The organism is Pseudomonas urethralis (genome assembly GCF_021602465.1).
GTDB classification, from domain to species: domain Bacteria; phylum Pseudomonadota; class Gammaproteobacteria; order Pseudomonadales; family Pseudomonadaceae; genus Aquipseudomonas; species Aquipseudomonas vlassakiae.
In genome coordinates, this window is the sequence record NZ_BQIJ01000026.1 from 1 (window position 1) to 17,197 (window position 17,197).

The following is a 17,197-nucleotide window of genomic DNA, read 5'->3' on the forward strand; positions in this document are numbered from 1 at the left end:
AATAGCACAGGCCGCGTCTGGTGCCCGACTTAGGTAGATCAGCACTTAGATCTGCTGAATTAACAGGCTGCCCCAGCTTCTTTCGCTACTCGACGTACTTACTTGCGTTTTCACACAGCCTGGGTCGAAAGCAGCCGTTCGCGAGTCATCGTTATCGATCGGGATTAGGCGAAATCTGTCTCGGTCAACGCCCACAATCTGGCGGCCTCAGCGAATTCGAGCATCTCAACAAGATCCTCATCACCGACATCCCGTCGGCGATGCGCCGCGTGTGCCATTTCACTCAGGACAAGTGCACGACCATCCGGGTCTGCCTTAAGTGCCGTCTGGTCATTTAACTCGTCAAGCCACGCGCCAGGAAGATTCAGCACTTGACGGTCCACAGCTGATCGATCCGCGTCGTATAGGATTGGCTCATCATCTCCCTCCTCATTCCCCAGTCCGGTGTCGCAGGCACGATGGCGGCTCGCATTGTCCCCCTCCCCCAGCGCTCGTTTATTCCATCCATCACCTGCATCAGCCGGTCACATGCCACAGATTGCTTGAACGCGAACAAATCCTCTGAAAACTCACCTGGTTGCCGCAGGTCCATCAGTAGTACCTCGGCCTTGCTGTAGCGAAATCCAGGCCTAAAGATCCGCCCGACCGCGTCGGTGGCCAGTCGAGTCATCAGCAGTGTGTCGCAAGTGGGATATGGAAGCTCAACCAGAGCCCCCTGAGCGTGATGCGCTTCGTCTGGATTGAACATGCCGGTGCGGATGCTCACGCGCATGCGTTTACACACTGAGCCCTGGGCGCGAAGCTTTTCTGCGGCCCGACCAACATAGGTAGCCACCGCCTGCTTGATGGGCGCCAGCTCAGTGAGGCGCTTGCCGAATATCCGGCTGCAGCAGATTTCCTGTTTTGGGGGTTCCGCCTCGTCCAGGTCCAAGCACGGTGTGCCAGCCAATTCGCGAGCAGTCTTCTCGACCACCACACTGAATTTCTGGCGCAGCGTCCAGGCATCAGCCTTGGCCAGGTCCATCGCCGTGTGAATCCCCATCGCCTCAAGGTGGGCAGTCATACGTCGGCCTACGCCCCATACCTCTTTCACCTGGGTGTTGCGCAGCACCCAATCGCGCTTGAACGGATCAGTGATGTCGACCACACCGCCAGTCTGCGCTTGCAAACGCTTGGCCGTGTGGTTGGCCAACTTCGCGAGCGTCTTGGTGCCAGCGATGCCCACCCCCACCGGGATGCCCGTGCACTGAAAAATCCTCGACCGCAGCTTCCGCCCGAACTGCGTCAGGTTTTCCTGAATGCCAGAGAGATCAGCGAAACACTCATCGATGCTGTAGATCTCTGTCGCCGGTACCATCGACTCGATCAAGCTCATGACGCGTTCACTCATGTCACCATACAGCGCGTAATTACTGCTGAAGGCCATGATCCCGTGGCGGCGGAGCTTCTCCTTCGCCTGAAAATACGGCTCACCCATCTTCACGAAGGGCTTCGCGTCGTATGACCTGGCGATCACGCAGCCGTCGTTGTTGCTCAATACGACAATCGGCGTCTTGGCCAGGTCAGGCCGGAACACGCGCTCACAGCTCGCGTAGAACGAGTTGCAGTCGATCAGCGCGAACACTTGGTCACTGCGCATGATCACGAACGCTATAGCGCACAACGCCCCAAACGACGAGCTCATCACCCTCCATGATGTACCGCGGCGGGTATGCTGGATTCTCCGATTTGAGGATTACCACGCCATCGCGGCGGTGCAGACGCTTGCAAACAGGCTCGCTGTTGACCGCAGCAATGACAATGTCCCCATGCTCTGCCTCACGACTGCGGTCGACGATGACGACGTCACCCGAGTAGATCCCTGCGCCTTGCATGCTGTCGCCCTCCACTTTCACCAGATACACATGGGGCGCGCGCAGGTCGAATAGCTCATCCAGGGAAATATGGCCTTCCAGATGGTCCGCCGCAGGCGAAGGAAAACCCGCAGGGACATGGAACGAGTAAAGCGGTAGCTGTTCGGTGCCGCCGGTTGGCGTACCCAAGAAAGTGATGGTCATGATGGAAGGTCCAATGCAAACTGTATGCATATACAGTAAATCCGGCATCGTTCCTCCGGTCAATCCTGGACAGCGATAATTCTGACAGGCGAGAGGTGAGCTATGTGTGGACGTTATTCGATCTACGATTCGATGGATCACTACCTACGCCAGCTATCGCTGGACCTGGTGGTGATCAATGGCTATGACCATGAGGCGATCAATCGCTACAACGTAGCGCCGTCGACCCGAGTCGAGATCATTCGCCAGGTCGGGGATGGGTTGATCGTAGATCGGGTGAAGTGGGGATGGTCACCATTCTGGGCGAAGGGGAAGCGCCCCGATCCGATCAATGCACGGGCCGAAACAGTGGTGACGGGCAAGTTTTTCAATGGGCTGTGGCCAGGGGGTAGAGCTTTGGCGCCGGCCAACGGCTGGTTTGAATGGATACCGGATCCGGCCGACCCTAAGCGCAAGCAGCCGTATTACATCACCAGCGCTGACGGAAGACCGCTCTACTTCGCAGCGCTCGCCGAGGTTCACGAGAACATTGAACCGGATGAGCGCGATGGATTTGTGATCATCACAGCGGCCGCAGACCAAGGACTGGTCGATATCCACGACAGAAAACCCTTGGTGTTGCCCCCTAAGCTTGCCCAGGAATGGCTCGACCCGACTACATCACCGGAGCGGGCGTCGGAAATCGTGGAACAGAGGTGCAGGCCGGCAGCGGACTTCCGCTGGTATCCCGTGGGCAAGGCGGTGGGTAATGTCAGGAATGAGGGTGTAACGTTGATTACACCGATAGACAGCGAAGATCAGCAGGGTCAGCTAGAGTTTTGATGAGTGAAAGCACCGCGAGATAACCATCATGCTAAAACAAGAAGCAGATGACGTAATTGAGCGTATCAGGGACGATCTGAAAAGACACGGCGTGCTGATCGGCTACGATTCAGAGCTGACTTCTGCGGATTTCGGTTGCGACCTGGACCATCACGTTGCTGTGGTCAGAGAGGATCCGAGCAACCGCGTTTTGCGCATCTCGATACATGACGAGGGCTTGTGGGACCAGCTCCGGCAGGGCGCCGTATATCGTTGTATCGTAAGTGAATGTCATGGAAAGCTATTCGGCATTCCAATTACGATAGAACCAAGGACTGATGCGTCCTACACCATCCAGTACAAACTCTAGGCGCCAGCAGGGTGGCCTGGTTGCCGGACTGTACGCTGAACAAATTCAGTGAAGCGGTGGCAGATCTTTACCGCGCGCTTTGGCCACCACACGCAGTTGGTAATCGCACACCACTTGAAATAGCGATTCGGCCAGAAGATGCAGCCGCTCGACTTCATCAGCGGGTCTGCCTTCATCCTGCGCCTGGTGATAAGCCCGCATGGCGTCTAGAGCTTCTTTCATCAGGGGCTCTCCCGCTTCAATCATTCCGATGAAGGTGCGCTTCTCCATTGCCCGCTCCAATCAATTGATTAGCGCATTATAGGACCTCTCGCAGAGCTGGCCCGCTATTCGGGCTTGATCATAAGCTTTCGCCAGCTCTCCCGCTCTCGCATCAGCCCGTGCGAACAGGTCGGAGAGCACCATGGCGGCGCGGGTGGCTGCCTGGCCTCGAGCGACAGCGGCGATATCCGTGCCGGGGCAACTGACAGCGGCGGCGAAACTGGCGGCTTCCCCGCGCACCCGCTGACCAGCAGGGTCAGCGCCAGCGGCGCCAGAATCAGCAATCGTTCTTTCTTCCTGAGCATGGGCTCTCGCCTCCTCCTGCACCTGTGCGCGTCGTTGCTCTTCTTGGCGGGCGCCGCGCTCACCGATCACCTCGGCCAGGCGGTCGCCGCTGTCACGTTCGGCTGAAGCCTGGGCGGCCTCGGCGCGTTCCACTGCCCTGCCGTGCTGGTACACGCCCCAATAGGACGCGAGCAGCGCCAGCAGGATCAACGATCTGATTGCCCACGACTTCATGCCAAGGCCCTCCGCACGCCCTCGTCGATGATCGACGGCGGGTACGGGTTGCCGCCGTTCTCGTGGATGATGATGCCCAGCACCATTCCCCGAAGCGTGGCCGGGTTTCGGATATCGATCGGGTCGGTGGTGCGCACGCCGATGCGCTTGGCAACGGCCGAGGCGTAGGCCTGGGTGTCGTTCTCGTTGCTCGGCGCCCAGCGGCTGATGGTCTCCAACACAGTGTCGATGCCTTTCCCGCCCACGCCGGGCATGCCGTCCTTGCCCCGGTAGTTGATGAGCAGCTTGCCCAGGGCACGAACGCCGTTCTCGGGCGTGTCGAAGATGGCGAAGCGGCCACCAGGTTCCTTGCCGATCTGGCCCTGCCAGTCGTTGCGAGCGTTGAAATCGATGTTGCCAGGGTTGCGGTTGCGTACGCCCCGGGGCTGGGATTGGGTCATGGGTTTTCTCCAGGCAAAAAAATACCGCCTGGCGGCGGTTGGTGGGGTTCGGTACGTATCAGGCTGGCGGCGCTGGCCAGTTAATCTCTGCGGGATAGCCTTCCTGTTCGGGCAAGCGGTTCAGCGCAACGCGATACCGCTTCCATTCCTTCAGCAGGCCTGCCTCGGCATCAGTTGCCTCGTCCAAATCCAATGCATCCTGCAGCGGGGCGATTGCAGCATCAGCCTGGGCACGAAGCCGGGCGGTTTCGGCCTGGACTTGCGCCAGAGCAGCGGCGGCCGTCTGGGCTTCCTTCATCTCGGCAGTGACCATCTTGGACCAATCGATGTTACTCATTTGCCTGAGCCTCGCTAACGGCGGCTTCTTTCGGTTCGGCCATTTCCGGGGGCTCCCCGTAAGGCGGCAGCGCGACGAGACCTGAGGCCTCCACGACGATGGGCTCGGGGAATCTAGTCTCTTCGGGGGCATACGGGCCGTGAGGGAGTCTGATAGTCATAGACAGCACTCCGGCTGTTCGCATGACGTCGCCTGGAAACCACTCCGAAATAATCGCCTCACGGGGCAGGGTAGCCCCCTCCAACAACGGAGAGAAATCAAACGACTCCCCGTTGACGATGACTGTGTCGCCGCGCATGTCCAAAACAAGACGCTTGTTCATCCGGACCGGAGAAAAAGTGATATTGATCATAGCCAGTTCCCATAGGCGATATAGCTGAATTGAACAGGGAAGCTAGTGCCGTACCTGTACGCGTAGCAATTGAGGTTCCAGTTTGTGGCGCCGACGCCCGCGTAAGGGCCATTCATCATAGTCAATCCGATGCTATCCTGTGACCCGCTACCCACGGCAGTGAGCGGGGTATAAACGACTCTGGGCGCTGCAGCGAAGGGGGCAGCGAAGGTCCCGTTAACAGAAACCGAGGTCGAAATAGCCTGAGCAGGGAGGGTCACGACTCCCTCGCAGATCTGCGACCCGTCAGCAAACTTTGTGTAGCGCCCGTTGGTGTTGGAACCCCTTTCGTTGTTGTTTAGAACCCAAGACTCCCAACTGGTGCCGTTCCACCAACGGGAGGCCGAAACGCCGCTACGAGAGATCATCTGCTGAGCGTACGAACCACCACCAAGCACCGTCAGGACTGCCCGCCCCTGCGCCCATCCTGGCGGAAGCGGCGATAGACCGGCCGCCGGGAGGATATAGTTACCGGGCGACAGATAGTTGTTCAGGTTGGGATCGGTGACAACAAAGTTTCTGCCCAGGCCGAAATCGCCGACTTTCAACACCCGGCCCACAGTATCGTCAAGCGCTGAGGTGGTCAGCGTGGCTGCGGCGGCTGTGCCGACATCTAGAGTGGACAACCCTGGGCGCCACGTCCCCCAAGCACTGACGTTGGCGTTATAAGAGCGCCAAGCAGGTTTACCGGTGATGACATCGCGGGCTTCCTGCAGGATGAAACCGTTCGGGTGAGTGGTCACATAGATCAACGGGTAGGTTATCCCAGGGGGGATGTTAGCCGCCGAGCCCGACAGCGCCGCATACCACCCAGGCGCCACGGCATCGTTGAGATTCGTCACTGTCCGATTGACCGGGCCGGTAATGGCCCAATCATCCATGGACTTGAAGTTTGCGTTGATACGACTGAATGCCGTGCGCGCATCGTCGCCATCCTGGCCGCTGGGAGGCGTGCCAAGTCTGATTTGATCAAGAGCCATCCGGCCTCCTGCTTATGGAATCAACATTGAACTGACGTCAACAAGAAACATCTGTTGTCGGTAGAAGAAGGCCACCGGGAAGATATTGGAATTTACCGGTGTACTTGAATAGATCGGGTTTTCCATGAACGATAATGAAGAGCCATTGACCCTAACGCACTTGCCTTCGATCACCTGAAAATACTGATTGTTGCCGTTGGGCCCGCCGCCCTCGATGACATCGAAGCCATACACTCGTGACAGCTGCCCCTGCACCACCGCAAACTGATTGCCTGATGCGGTGAAGTTGAAAGGACCGGTGCCGTTCAAATCCTGATCGAAGAACTGCAAGTAGCGCAGATACTTCCGTCGAGCGTCGAACGTGATATTGCCGGCAGCGTCATAAAGGATCAGACTGAAGTCGTTAGCGGGCTCAACTGGTCGATCGAAAATCCAATATTCAAAGCTGAAATTCCCAACTTGAGCCGGATACCGGCTAAATGCACGAAACGTCCAGGTAACAGTAGTCCCTGATCGGGAAGTTGACAGCAAAACGGTGTCTACGGTCGACGTCCTAAACGCAATGACTGGCGTCTCGCAGTTTGCTCGACTGATGGTGAAGTCGTAGGTCAGAATCCCCCCTGCCGAGAACGTTACCCGCTGGGAGTGACGAAGCGAGTAGTTGAAATAGTCATCGCTGATCATCACCGATGATCCATCCGCATTTACAAACTCAGCGAAACTCATAGGCGTATTCCGTAGACCACCTGCGCAGCCGCCCGCTGCCCAGTTCCAAGGGCTTCCCACGCCCAGCTAAGCGTGGTCCCACTGATAATGAGCTTGGGGGCGCGGAACGACTGGGCGCATTCGGTAACAGCTGCAAACGGTGTGCCGCCGGAAAAGGCCGGTACCGCGATAGCGCTCGGCTCCGTACCGGTATTCACCGTCCCCAGCACACGGGTGATCTTGGTCTCTGGACTGATCTCAAGATTTCCAGCCTCGTCCCAGATATACAAACCGATCGTCATGGTTGCCCCAACAAAATTCGGCGTCTGCCGTTGGTGTCGTAGAAAGCGAGCGAATTCTGGGAAATGTTCAACCGGCCTTGGCCAGAGACCACCCCGTTGATCTCAACTTGGCTTGTGACGAAGTTGATCCTGATACCGCTCTGCCCTGGAACGTAGTTCGCGCTTTTCAACTCCCCGGTGATGATCAGGTTGATGATGTCGGCCTGGTTGATGATCGCGCTGTTCATGAACACCTGGCCGTTGTTGATCGCGAACACCGATTTCGGCGTGCCGCCTGGCTGGTTCATCACCGCGAACAGATCGGCGAGGAACAAGACCATGCTCTGCATGCCGCTTGGCGTGTTCTCGACGCCAATGCCCATACCGGCGCTGTAGTAGCGCCCGTTCACGTCCACCCCGACCTTGATGTTGCGGGTGGCATGCACCTCGTTGCCGAGCCCCACGACTGCCGAAGAGGTGTCCTGAACCAGAGCCTTAGTGCCATTCAGATCAGCGGTGAGCGTCCCAAATTGCTGAGCTCGCGCGCCGGCCTCGTCTACCACCGCCTGAGAAACACTCTGGATCTCGCTCTCTGCCTCACCGACCCGGGCTGTCAAAGTGTCAGTGGTGCTGGCGAGTGCAGAAACGTTATCCGTGAGCGTTTCCACGCTGCGCACGACTCGCGCCAGGTTGTTGTCCACCTGAGCCTTCACTTCAGTCACCTGCTTGGCGATTGCCATGTCAGCCTGGGCGAATGCTGAGTAGATCGAGAACGCACCGGCATAAGCGCCCTGCTCGCCGGCTCGCCAGCTGGTCGCGCCAGCCATCCGTGGTGCAACAGCAGCCTCGACGCCAAGAATCCGGCTTGCCATCGCGGTCAGCTCGCCGTTGATTTCCTCAACGCTGGTTTCAACGCCATCCACACGCACCGCCAACGCAGACACTAGGTCACCCAGGGACGCATAGTCGCCCAGGTATTCCCAATAGGCTGCGTCGGTGACCGGGGTGCCGGCCGGAACATCCACCTTCGCCCGATACAGCTTGCCGTCGTGCTTGACGAGGGTGCCGGAGAGGTATGGCTTGCCTGACGCCCAGTCCTCCGCCCCGGCCAGATCAGCCAGTTGTGCTGACAGCGAATCGATCTGGTTCTGCAGCGCCTGGTCGCCAGCCTTGAACCGCTCGTTCACAGAGCCCAGGCCTTCGCCACTGATCTTTTCGATTTCTTTGAGCAGATCCTGGCCCAATTGGGTCTCGGTGATCTTGCCGGTGATGTAGTCGAGAATCTCTGAAGCATCGGCGCTGGATTGGCCGTACACCCAGTCCGTCCATGGACCCACGTTTCCGGTGCGGTCGACCAGTCGGCCACGGAAGTACCTGACAACGCCGGCTGCCATGCCGCTATGAAGGCAGCTGGGGGTCGGGTATGCCTGCTGACCCAAGCCTTCAGGGTTCTCTCCGCTGAACGCAGACGACATCTGCAACTCGGTGTAGGCCGTGTCCTCCGCGCCTGGTGGGAAGCCCCACTCCAGGCGAATGCCGAAGACCTCCGACTTGGTGCGCAAGTAAGCCAGCGCCGCCGGCGTGCCTTCCTTGCCCTTCAGCTCGGTGAGCGTCGAATCACGCCAGATCGAGGTGATGTCGAAGGAGCTGACGGCGCGTACGCGGGCCAGATACGCGCCCGCGTAGATGCCGACCACGTCCACCGAGGTAGTTCCGGTCCGCTGCAGGCGTACCCAGTTGCCGTTGTCCTTGCGCCACTCCACGTCATAGGCCACAGCACCCTGCACTGCCGGCCAGGCGATAATCATGGTGCTGACGGCGATGCCCTGATCCACGGCGTAAGCCGAGGTCAGCGAGACGCTGGCCGGCGGTGGCACGACGGTTATCGGGATGACGCTGATCGGGCGCTCGTCCAGCTTGGCGCCGGTGTCGATGGCCGCGAACTTGCTCGGATTGAACTCGAGCGCCGTGATTTCGTACTCCCCTTCCTGGGTTCGCACCGTTTTCAGCACCCGGAAGAGCTGTACCGCCAGGTCGTCGTAGTCGATTGCCCATTGCAGCTCAGGCTCTGCCTGCACGCCGTAAGCAACGGTCACCGTGACGGCTCGGCCGCTGACCGATTGCACCGTGCGCGCCTGGGCTGTTCCGTTCGGCAGGTTCAGGATCAGGCGGTCACCGGCTTTGATCGGCGTGTCACGGTCCAGTGTCACGACGCGACCGGCAGCCGCAGAGATCCGCCCGCCATTCGGACGGCCCGCCACCAGCTCATCAGCTACAGGAATGACGTAGCCCGGCAGCGGAATACGCCCTTCCATGCCGGTTTTGAAGGTGACGGTGCGGTCCTGGCTGTTGCTCAACAGCGCCCATTTCCCGCGGCGTTGGGCTTCGGAGGCCCGAGTGCAGCCGATGGCCGAAATCTCGATTGGCCGGTCCCGGTACCGGCGCTGGAGTGCTAGGTCGGTCACCGGAATGACGTCGGTGTCATAGTTGTTGGCCGGGTTGTCGTAGCTGACCAGGGCGCGACTGTAGTGGGTGTTGCGCTCGGCGCCGCCATATACGAAGTCGCCGTCGATCACGTTGGCCCGGGTGAAGACGTAATCGATGTCCTGGGCGCGCGGCATGTCCGCCTGCAAGAACAGCGAGCCGTGGGCCCAATACACCATGCCCCGGTAGATAGCGGCCAAGTCACGTAGCAGCGTCCAAGCCTCGGCCCGCCCTTGCAGGTTCATATCGCACAAATAGCGCGGCTCCTGCCCGCCCATGCCGTCCGGAACCAGCTGGTCGCAGTACTGCGCGATGCGGTACATCTCCCACTTGTCGACCATCCACGACTTGATGCGCTTGCCCAGGCCGAAACGATCCTCGACGCACAGGCCGTAGGTGACAAATGCAGGGTTGTTGGTCCACGCCTGCTTTAAGGTGCCGTCCCATACGCCCGTATAGGTGCGGGTCTCTGGGTCGTAGTTGCTGGGCACCGGCCAACGCTTGGCCTTGCACCTCACGGTGACGGCCGGGATGTTCTGGAACTGCTGAGCATCAAATTCGATGTACAACAACGCGGTATTCGGGTACCGCAACTTCTCGTCGATGATCTCGGTGTAGCCCGCGATCGTCATCGTGTCGCCGATGGTGCCGCTATTGGCGTTGGGGGTGATGCGTCGCACGCGCAGCATCCAGCCGGAGGTAGCCGCCGGCAGGTTGACGCGCACCGACCGCTGGTAGCCGTTGGTTGTTTTGCCGTCCACGGCCCCCCGGTTTGCTTCGACGTATGCGCCCCCATCAGTGGCTACGTCGATGGCGTACTCAATGCGGTAACCGTTGGTGTTGCCGCTGCTGTCTTGCTGCACTAGGCGCGGCCAGGACATGCGCACCCGTACCGCAGAAAGCTGGGTGTTGCTCAGTGCCCGGGTGAACGGGTTGTCGCTGCGCAATTCGACGTTGAAGGTGGTCTCGTTCTCGATCGAAGGGATACCCTGGATATAATCCTGCTCGACAGAGCCAGAGCGCCACTCCCACTTCACACCGGGAAAGTTCACGTTGCCGCTGGCATCCATGATCGGCGTATTGTCGAGGTAGATGTCTCGGTCGGTAGGCGTACCGTCGAACTCGCCCTCGCCCACGGCCAGCAGGATCTTGGCGATGTTCGTCGACTGAAGGCTATCCGGCGCCTCGACAGGGGTTTTCGGCTTGCTCTCGCCGCCCTTGGCGCCGGTGATTTCCAGGTGATCTGTCGGGCCCATGCTTTCCTCCGGGCAACAAAAAACCGCCCGGAGGCGGCCTGTAAGCTGAATTGGCCCTAGGCCTTGTCTTGTGCCTCGATAGAGGCCGAAATGATCGCCCCACCCCATCGCCGCTCGCCGATGCAGATTGGGACGGGGTTTCCGCTGGCAGTAGTGTTCTTGGCGCTACCAAAGGCATAGCTGGGAAGATTCTCGGGAGCCGCACTTTGCGACAATCCGGCAGCTTGAGGACTGAGCATCTGAATTACACCGCCTGCCATGTTCGCGATACCCGCGCCGAGCAACGCCGTACCCAAGCCCCCCGTAGCGAAGGTTGACGCGACGATCAGAACAGCTCCAAGCACCACCTGCAACAAGCCTCCACGCTTGCTTCCTTCAAGGACTGGAGCAATCCGGACTTCGCGAGTGCCAGCGCGCATCAAGTCGCCTTGGCCAACATTTTTACCATTCCGGAAGATGGCGAAACGCATGCCAAGGCCGGCGAGCCTTCTCACCTCCTCGCTGAACCCCTCAAGAGTGGCGTTCAGTGCCTTGAATACCTCTACGGTTGCACCGCTGTCGATTTGACGTCTGTGAATGCGCCCAAACTTCTTAGCGAGTGAGCCAGATAGCTTGATGACAGTCAGTGGTTGGTAGTGTGCGGCTGTTGAACTCATCACGGATCCCCATGAACGAAAAACCGCCCGAAGGCGGCTTTGTCAGTTGTATTCCAGATAGGGCCCTATGTAGACCCCACTCATATCAACGCTGATTCGGTAAAGGCTTTCCTTGCCTTCTCGTACATTCCCGGCGATCGACCTCACCGCCATGCCGGCACATATCCCAGAATCGGTTAATCCAATGCCGACATCGGGCTGCCCGACAGGCAAGAAGAAGCTTGCGCGCTGGCCAGGACCGACCTTTGCAGACTTCTTGCCATTGATGTAGACCACTACGTCGCAGCCTGATCCCCTTACACCGGAGTCGCGCACTACTGTCAGCGTTCCGGAAGGCTCTTGAGGCTTGGATTGGTGAGCGAACAGCTCATCAACTGGCACAGGCGTCGCCTGACTCACAGGCGTGACAGATGTGGCGCAACCCGCCAACAAGGCCAGCCCAAGCGCACCGAACAGAATTCGCATGTCATCCCTCCCTGAAATCAGGGAATGTATCACTTGGCGCCGCGGTGACGCAGCACCAGGCGCGTCCGGTCGAGCCATGGCCCGCCGAACACGACGATTTCTGATGGCCGCCCCAGCAGGTGGTGCAGCATGAACGGGCCAGGCCCGAAGACCTCCACCGCTTCCTCTGGCAGCCGAGCGTCAGCGCCCAGGTAGATGCCGGCGTGGTTCGGGTGAGCCGTTCGGCCGACGGCCATGACGATCATGTCGCCGCGTTGCGGCTGGCTGACCTGGTAGAAGCCGGCTGCCTCATAGGCCTGCTCGTAGAGACTCGGGCCATCTGCCTGCTCCCACCAGCCCTCTTTCCGAGTATAAGCCGGGAAATCCAGGCCCCATTCTCGTTTGTACCAGTCCGCGCAGACCTGCCAGCAGTCCCAGGCGCCGTGCACGAACGGCCTCCCAAGCAGCGGTGCGTGACCGGTCGGCGTAACAGTGCGCAGGTCACCCTCCGGCCAGGACAGGATGTACCAGGGCAGCCCAGTGGCCTCGCACATGGCCAGGTCACGGGGTGACGGCCTGCTGGTGGCATCCGGATGCGAGTGCACGATGCCGATCACCTCGCCATGGTCTTCAGCCGCGGCGTACTGCTCCGGCGAGATGCGGAATTCCTCTGTAGCGTCGGTAGCGGTGTTGTCGCACGGGATATACCGCTGCGCTCGCCCCGCGGAGATGAGCAGCCCGCAACACTCACGCGGGTATTCCGCCGCAGCGTGCGCTTGCACGGCGGCCAAGATGTGTTTGCGCATGGTCAGCTCCGTGCGATGAGGGAAACAGCCGGGAAGCCGCCAAAGGGCAGCTGGTTGCCCTGGCCGAAGCGAACGGTACAGCCTGAGTCGAGGCAGCCGTTGCATTGGTCCTTGGCCGGTTCATCCGTGGGGTTGCCGTCCAGATCGTAGTAAGGCCCGGTGTATCCGCAGTTAGGACCACGGTAGCCTGCAGTCATTGCCCAGTGGCATAGCTGGGTCATCTGCCGGCCAATCGTCTCCCCGCCCACGTCGCCAGGGCTAGCCAGTTCCCAAGAAACCATGGTGCCGTTCTCGGACACCTTCTGGTCGATGTACCAGACCTCGATGGCTTCCTCGGTCGGATCAGCCTCCGGGTTGCCTGCTGGAAAGTTCAGCGCATCCAGGTAACGCGCCATCGTGTGGCGCATGGTCAGCTTGAACTCGAGTAGGTTATCGAAGGCCAGGCACAGGGCCGTGATTCGGCCGTTGACGTTGCCCACGGTCAGCGTGGGGCGCACGGCGGTACCGTCCGAGTTCGCTTCGATGCCCTCGATCTGCATGGGCCAGGCGCCATACTCGTTGCCCTGCCACCAGATCGACTTGGCCGGCAGCTGGTCGGCATTCGCGCCAGCCGCTGCCAGTTCCTGGGGCGTATGCGGTATCGCGTGCCCATGGAATCGCAGCGTGTCCGCCCCGAAATCGGAGCCGTCCAGCTCGAACAACAGGATTTCTGCGCCGGGTTCCAGCTTCTGCAGCTGAGTGATCAAGGTCATGGATGAAATGCTCGTTCAAAAGTAGCTGTCAGCACCGCCACACCGCCCGGCTTTCGCTGCTGCCGGAACGTCTCACACCGGTACAGCCCAAGGACACCTTCGGGGTTCGTCCACAGAAATGACGTGGCGCCCTGGTGCCGCCGGATGAACGCCAGGATAGGCGCGACCTCGTCAGCCAGACCGCCGAACGACAGCGCCCAGCTGTCAGACTCGGCGTTCAGGCCATCAGTAGACACCTGGGCGTAGTTGTCACCGAACTGTGATTTCCGGGTGCGCAAGGTGCTGTCACCGCTGGCCTCGTCGTCCGGCGTCCAGGTGAAGGTTTCGATCGCCATCAGCGTCTCCCGTTACTGTTTCGATAGCTCACGCCACCTGCCCGCCAGGAAGCGGCAATGGCCCGCTCAGCCACCCCTTGCATCTGCTGCTGGAGGTTTTGCTGAAGCGCAGTGCTGTCCAACTCCATGCCGTCTGCACTGCGGTCCTCAACGCTCACCGAAACCGGTACGTTGAGCTGAACCACCGTGGACCCGCCCCCGCTGCCGCCAACCACCTGGACCCCGAGCGATCCGTCCGAGCCCCTGGCCAGCGGCATGATTGCCTCAGGCCCTGCCTCGCCGGCAACGCCCAAGCCGCCATTTGCCATGCCGAAGGCAGTCGGCCGGCTCAGCACGCTGTTAGTGAACGCACCGCCCTTGGCGAACAACTGCACTCCTCCAGACCAAGCGCCGCCCAGCGCCTGAGGGAAGTACGCGCTGCCGTAGCCAGCCTGCGACGCACCGAGGTTCGACGAGACGGCGCCCGCAGAACCGGGCGTCATGCCGTTACCGGAGCCGCCGCCGAAGTAGCTGCCCACCGCAGACACACCCAGGCCGACCAGCCCACTCAGCAGAGAGCTTGCGGCCTGCTGGCTGGCGATCCTGGCCATATCCGAAATCACACTGCTGGTGAAGTCCCTGAAGCTGGCTTTGCCTTTGATAGCGAAGTCGGCCAGGCTGTCGCGTGCGGTATTGAAACCCGTCGTGAGCATGTCATCGGTTGCACCGGCAACGTTCGCGGCATCGGCCTGGATGTTGGCCCAGGCTCGTTTGGCGCCATTGCGGTAGTCCCGCTGCGCCTGCAGCCTTGCCTCAAAGCCGTCGACTTCCATCTGCAACTCGCGGGCCTGGTAGTCGGCGAGGTCGGCCAGCCGTTCCTCATATGCGCTCTGACTGAGTCGCCGGGAAACGTCCTCCTGCTGCTCTTCCAGCTGCCGGCGAGACTCTGCGTACTTCTGCCGTACGGCATTCAGCCTGTCGGCCTGCTCGCGATCATCGTCTCCCATCCCAACGCCCGCTACATCTGCGTTGATGGCGTCCTGCCGGGTCTGGAGCACCACCTCCATGGCCTTGCGGTAGGCCTCGGCGCTGTTGCGCCGGATTTCCGCCAGCTTTTTCTCTTCTTCCGTCCGCTTCTGGATGGTCGTATCGGCGTAGGCCGTGTTCAGGTTCTTGATGCCGAGTTCCATCTCGGCGGCGGTGATCTTGCCGGCGGCCTGAGCTTTACGCAGCCCCTGCACACCTTCTGCCAGGTCAGCGAGCCGCTTCTTCTCCGGCAGCGCCCGGTCGATGATCGCGTCTAGGGCCTTGATCTCGTCCTTCAGGGCCTTGGTGCGGTCCTTCGTGCCTTCGGTGGCGTCCTTGTTCGCCTTCTTCTGCGACTCGATCGCGCTGGCCGCCGACAGGATCGCCAGGCGGTCAGCTTCGGTGAGGTCCGTGTTTTCTGCGATGTAGCGGTTGGCGATCTTGGTGGCATCGCCGTTGTCCTGCAGGCATGCCAACTGCGTTTGCAGCGTCTCCAGGTAAGTCTGGCCTGCCGTGCTCATGCCGGCCTTCGCGGCATTGTTTGCCTGGGTGGCCGACGTGTTTTCGTCGGTCACACCGGTGAGCACCCGCAGGGTGTCGGCGATCAGGCTGGAGCGCTGGTCGGCGTCACTCACCGCCCCCGCCTGGGTAACCCACTGCTGCACAGTACCGGCCGGCAGCTGCAAGCGGTTACCGACTTCCTGCAGGATCGGCGATAGCCCCTGCCCAGCGGACCGCGCTTCGTTCAGCCGATCAATCAGGCCCTGGTATTCCGCCAGCTGCCGGTTGTACTGCCCGCCCGAGTCGCGCGCAGGCGCAGTGACCACGGCAGAGCGAATGGACTGGGCAAGGTCACCGTAGGCGTCCTTCACCTTATCGGTCGCGGTGACCTGCTCCTGCTGCCATTTGACCAGCGAGGCTTCCCGCTGGTCTTTGTTGAGCTTGGCGAACTCTTCCCGCAGCTGAGCCACGGGCTTGTGCAGATCCTCCAGGCTGACCCCGGCCTGATCGGCGTTGTTGCTCAGCAGCATGAAGCTGGCAGCGGCTGTGCCAGCCAACAGCGCTAGGCCCATCGGGCCGCCCAGCACACTGAGCAGGCCCGCACTGACGGTGCGCAGGCTTGCCTGCGCTGTGGCTACCGCGGCTGTAGCAGCGGCCTCGCGCTGCCGCGCCTGGGCCAGCTGGATAGACATCTGCGTCTGCACCGCTGTACCGCGCGCCGCCGCAGCCTCGCGAGCGGCAAGGATGGTGACGGTCTCAGCCTTGCGCTGATCGGCGATAGCCGCCTGCACCACAGCCTCTGCCTGAGCGATACGAGCCGACCTGTCGGCCAGTGCCGCTTTTACAGCCAGGCCAGACTTGGCAACGTAGTTGGTGAGCGCGGCCACGCCGGCGCCGCCCATCGCTACCGCCACAAGTTCAACGTTGTCCGCCAGGGCGATCAGCATGCTCGACAGGCCGGCTACAGCGCCAGTCTTCTCCTCCATGCCGCCGAGGAAAGTCTGTACGGCGTTGCCGATGTTCACCAACGCATCCTGCACGCTGGTAGACATGTCAGCCGCAGCCTTGCGGTTGGCCTCCACGGTGCGCAACAGGCCGGTGTTGATGTCATCAAGCGACAGCTTGCCCTGCACACCAAGCCTGCGGATTTCCTCAGCACTCTTGCCGGTGGCAGTGGCGATCGCAGTGACGATAGTCGGCATGGCTTCTTGAATCGACACCCAGCCATCGGCTTCGACTTTGCCGGTCTGCAGCGCTTTCGAATAGGCATCCAGCGCAGAGCCTGCCTTGTCGGCGGCTGCGGCGTTGGTCACCAGCAAGAAGCTGAAGCTGTCAGTGATGTCGAGCGTTTGCTGAGTGTTGAAGCCCAGGCTGCGCATCACCTCCGCAGTGCGGATGTACAGCTCCTGAGCCTCGGCCAGGGGCCGGTAGGTTTCCTGGGCCGTGCGCAGCAGGTGCTCCTGCACCATCTGGTATTCGCCAGCACTGCCAGCGGCAGCCTTCATCCGGTCTGACATCTGCCCGTAGGCGTCGACCTGCTTGATGATGCCGCCAATGATGCCTGCCCCGGCCACTGCGGCGAAGGCGCCACGGATCAACACACCGGCCTGCTGCGCCGCGCCACCCGCACTGTCGAACGCTGAGTCCACTTGAGCGAGGTTGCGGTCGATCGACTGCGAGGTGCGCGCCACCACCTGGTCAGCGCTGGCCAGCTCGCGGCGCAGCTGCGCCGTGGTGGCCTCGATCTGGACCAGCATCCCCTGGACTTGTTGGTCGGCCATGCAAATCTCCAAGCACAAAAAAGCCGCCCGGAGGC

At 60.8% G+C, this 17,197-nt stretch carries 19 protein-coding genes; 2 read left to right on the top strand and 17 right to left on the bottom strand.

Annotated features, from left to right (window positions below):
- Positions 1–364 precede the first annotated feature (364 nt).
- On the bottom strand, positions 365–1,639 hold the full coding sequence (locus L6D64_RS26300) for a Y-family DNA polymerase (protein WP_176509464.1): 1,275 nt from the start codon (positions 1,637–1,639) through the stop codon (positions 365–367).
- Positions 1,629–2,057: a LexA family protein gene (locus L6D64_RS26305; RefSeq protein WP_176509461.1), complete on the bottom strand. Its 429-nt coding sequence runs from the start codon at positions 2,055–2,057 to the stop codon at positions 1,629–1,631. The genes L6D64_RS26300 and L6D64_RS26305 overlap by 11 nt, the downstream gene beginning before the upstream one ends.
- 102 nt (positions 2,058–2,159) lie before the next feature.
- Between L6D64_RS26305 and L6D64_RS26310 the strand changes: the two genes are divergently transcribed.
- Together L6D64_RS26310 and L6D64_RS26315 are read left to right on the top strand one after the other, a co-directional pair.
- Entirely contained in the window at positions 2,160–2,879 is a 720-nt protein-coding gene (locus L6D64_RS26310) for an SOS response-associated peptidase (RefSeq protein WP_176509460.1), read from the top strand.
- A gap of 28 nt (positions 2,880–2,907) precedes the next feature.
- The gene (locus L6D64_RS26315) at positions 2,908–3,228 is read left to right on the top strand and encodes a hypothetical protein (protein WP_176509459.1); all 321 of its coding nucleotides are present in this window, start codon (positions 2,908–2,910) and stop codon (positions 3,226–3,228) included.
- Between the two features lie 45 nt (positions 3,229–3,273).
- Here L6D64_RS26315 and L6D64_RS26320 read toward each other — a convergent pair whose 3' ends face one another.
- From L6D64_RS26320 to L6D64_RS26390, 15 genes are read right to left on the bottom strand one after another with little or no spacing between them, the layout of a single operon-like run.
- Complete coding sequence (locus L6D64_RS26320) at positions 3,274–3,498, bottom strand: hypothetical protein (RefSeq protein ID WP_176509458.1); 225 nt, start codon at positions 3,496–3,498, stop codon at positions 3,274–3,276.
- A 12-nt stretch (positions 3,499–3,510) separates the two neighbouring features.
- Complete coding sequence (locus tag L6D64_RS26325; protein WP_176509457.1) at positions 3,511–4,008, bottom strand: DUF2514 domain-containing protein; 498 nt, start codon at positions 4,006–4,008, stop codon at positions 3,511–3,513.
- The gene (locus L6D64_RS26330) at positions 4,005–4,448 is read right to left on the bottom strand and encodes a structural protein P5 (RefSeq protein ID WP_176509456.1); all 444 of its coding nucleotides are present in this window, start codon (positions 4,446–4,448) and stop codon (positions 4,005–4,007) included. The genes L6D64_RS26325 and L6D64_RS26330 overlap by 4 nt, the downstream gene beginning before the upstream one ends.
- 58 nt (positions 4,449–4,506) lie before the next feature.
- Complete coding sequence (locus L6D64_RS26335; protein ID WP_176509455.1) at positions 4,507–4,785, bottom strand: tail fiber assembly protein; 279 nt, start codon at positions 4,783–4,785, stop codon at positions 4,507–4,509.
- Complete coding sequence (locus L6D64_RS26340) at positions 4,778–5,137, bottom strand: hypothetical protein (protein ID WP_176509454.1); 360 nt, start codon at positions 5,135–5,137, stop codon at positions 4,778–4,780. Before L6D64_RS26340 ends, L6D64_RS26335 begins: the two co-directional genes overlap by 8 nt.
- Complete coding sequence (locus L6D64_RS26345) at positions 5,134–6,156, bottom strand: pyocin knob domain-containing protein (RefSeq protein WP_176509401.1); 1,023 nt, start codon at positions 6,154–6,156, stop codon at positions 5,134–5,136. The genes L6D64_RS26340 and L6D64_RS26345 overlap by 4 nt, the downstream gene beginning before the upstream one ends.
- Positions 6,157–6,168: 12 nt before the next feature.
- A complete protein-coding gene (locus L6D64_RS26350) occupies positions 6,169–6,882 on the bottom strand; it encodes a hypothetical protein (RefSeq protein ID WP_176509453.1) in 714 nt (237 codons plus the stop codon).
- Complete coding sequence (locus L6D64_RS26355) at positions 6,879–7,163, bottom strand: hypothetical protein (RefSeq protein WP_176509452.1); 285 nt, start codon at positions 7,161–7,163, stop codon at positions 6,879–6,881. Before L6D64_RS26355 ends, L6D64_RS26350 begins: the two co-directional genes overlap by 4 nt.
- Positions 7,160–10,882: a TipJ family phage tail tip protein gene (locus L6D64_RS26360; RefSeq protein ID WP_176509451.1), complete on the bottom strand. Its 3,723-nt coding sequence runs from the start codon at positions 10,880–10,882 to the stop codon at positions 7,160–7,162. Before L6D64_RS26360 ends, L6D64_RS26355 begins: the two co-directional genes overlap by 4 nt.
- Positions 10,883–10,938: 56 nt before the next feature.
- Positions 10,939–11,538, bottom strand: a complete 600-nt coding sequence (locus L6D64_RS26365) for a tail assembly protein (protein WP_176509450.1) — start codon at positions 11,536–11,538, stop codon at positions 10,939–10,941.
- Positions 11,539–11,580: 42 nt separating this feature from the next.
- The gene (locus tag L6D64_RS26370; RefSeq protein ID WP_176509449.1) at positions 11,581–12,003 is read right to left on the bottom strand and encodes a hypothetical protein; all 423 of its coding nucleotides are present in this window, start codon (positions 12,001–12,003) and stop codon (positions 11,581–11,583) included.
- A 29-nt stretch (positions 12,004–12,032) separates the two neighbouring features.
- Complete coding sequence (locus L6D64_RS26375) at positions 12,033–12,788, bottom strand: C40 family peptidase (RefSeq protein ID WP_176509448.1); 756 nt, start codon at positions 12,786–12,788, stop codon at positions 12,033–12,035.
- A gap of 2 nt (positions 12,789–12,790) precedes the next feature.
- The gene (locus L6D64_RS26380; protein WP_176509447.1) at positions 12,791–13,540 is read right to left on the bottom strand and encodes a phage minor tail protein L; all 750 of its coding nucleotides are present in this window, start codon (positions 13,538–13,540) and stop codon (positions 12,791–12,793) included.
- Entirely contained in the window at positions 13,537–13,875 is a 339-nt protein-coding gene (locus tag L6D64_RS26385) for a phage tail protein (protein ID WP_176509446.1), read from the bottom strand. Before L6D64_RS26385 ends, L6D64_RS26380 begins: the two co-directional genes overlap by 4 nt.
- Positions 13,875–17,162 carry a phage tail tape measure protein gene (locus L6D64_RS26390; protein WP_176509445.1) on the bottom strand — a complete coding sequence of 1,096 codons (3,288 nt, stop codon included), beginning with the start codon at positions 17,160–17,162 and terminating at the stop codon, positions 13,875–13,877. Before L6D64_RS26390 ends, L6D64_RS26385 begins: the two co-directional genes overlap by 1 nt.
- Between the last annotated feature and the right edge of the window lie 35 nt (positions 17,163–17,197).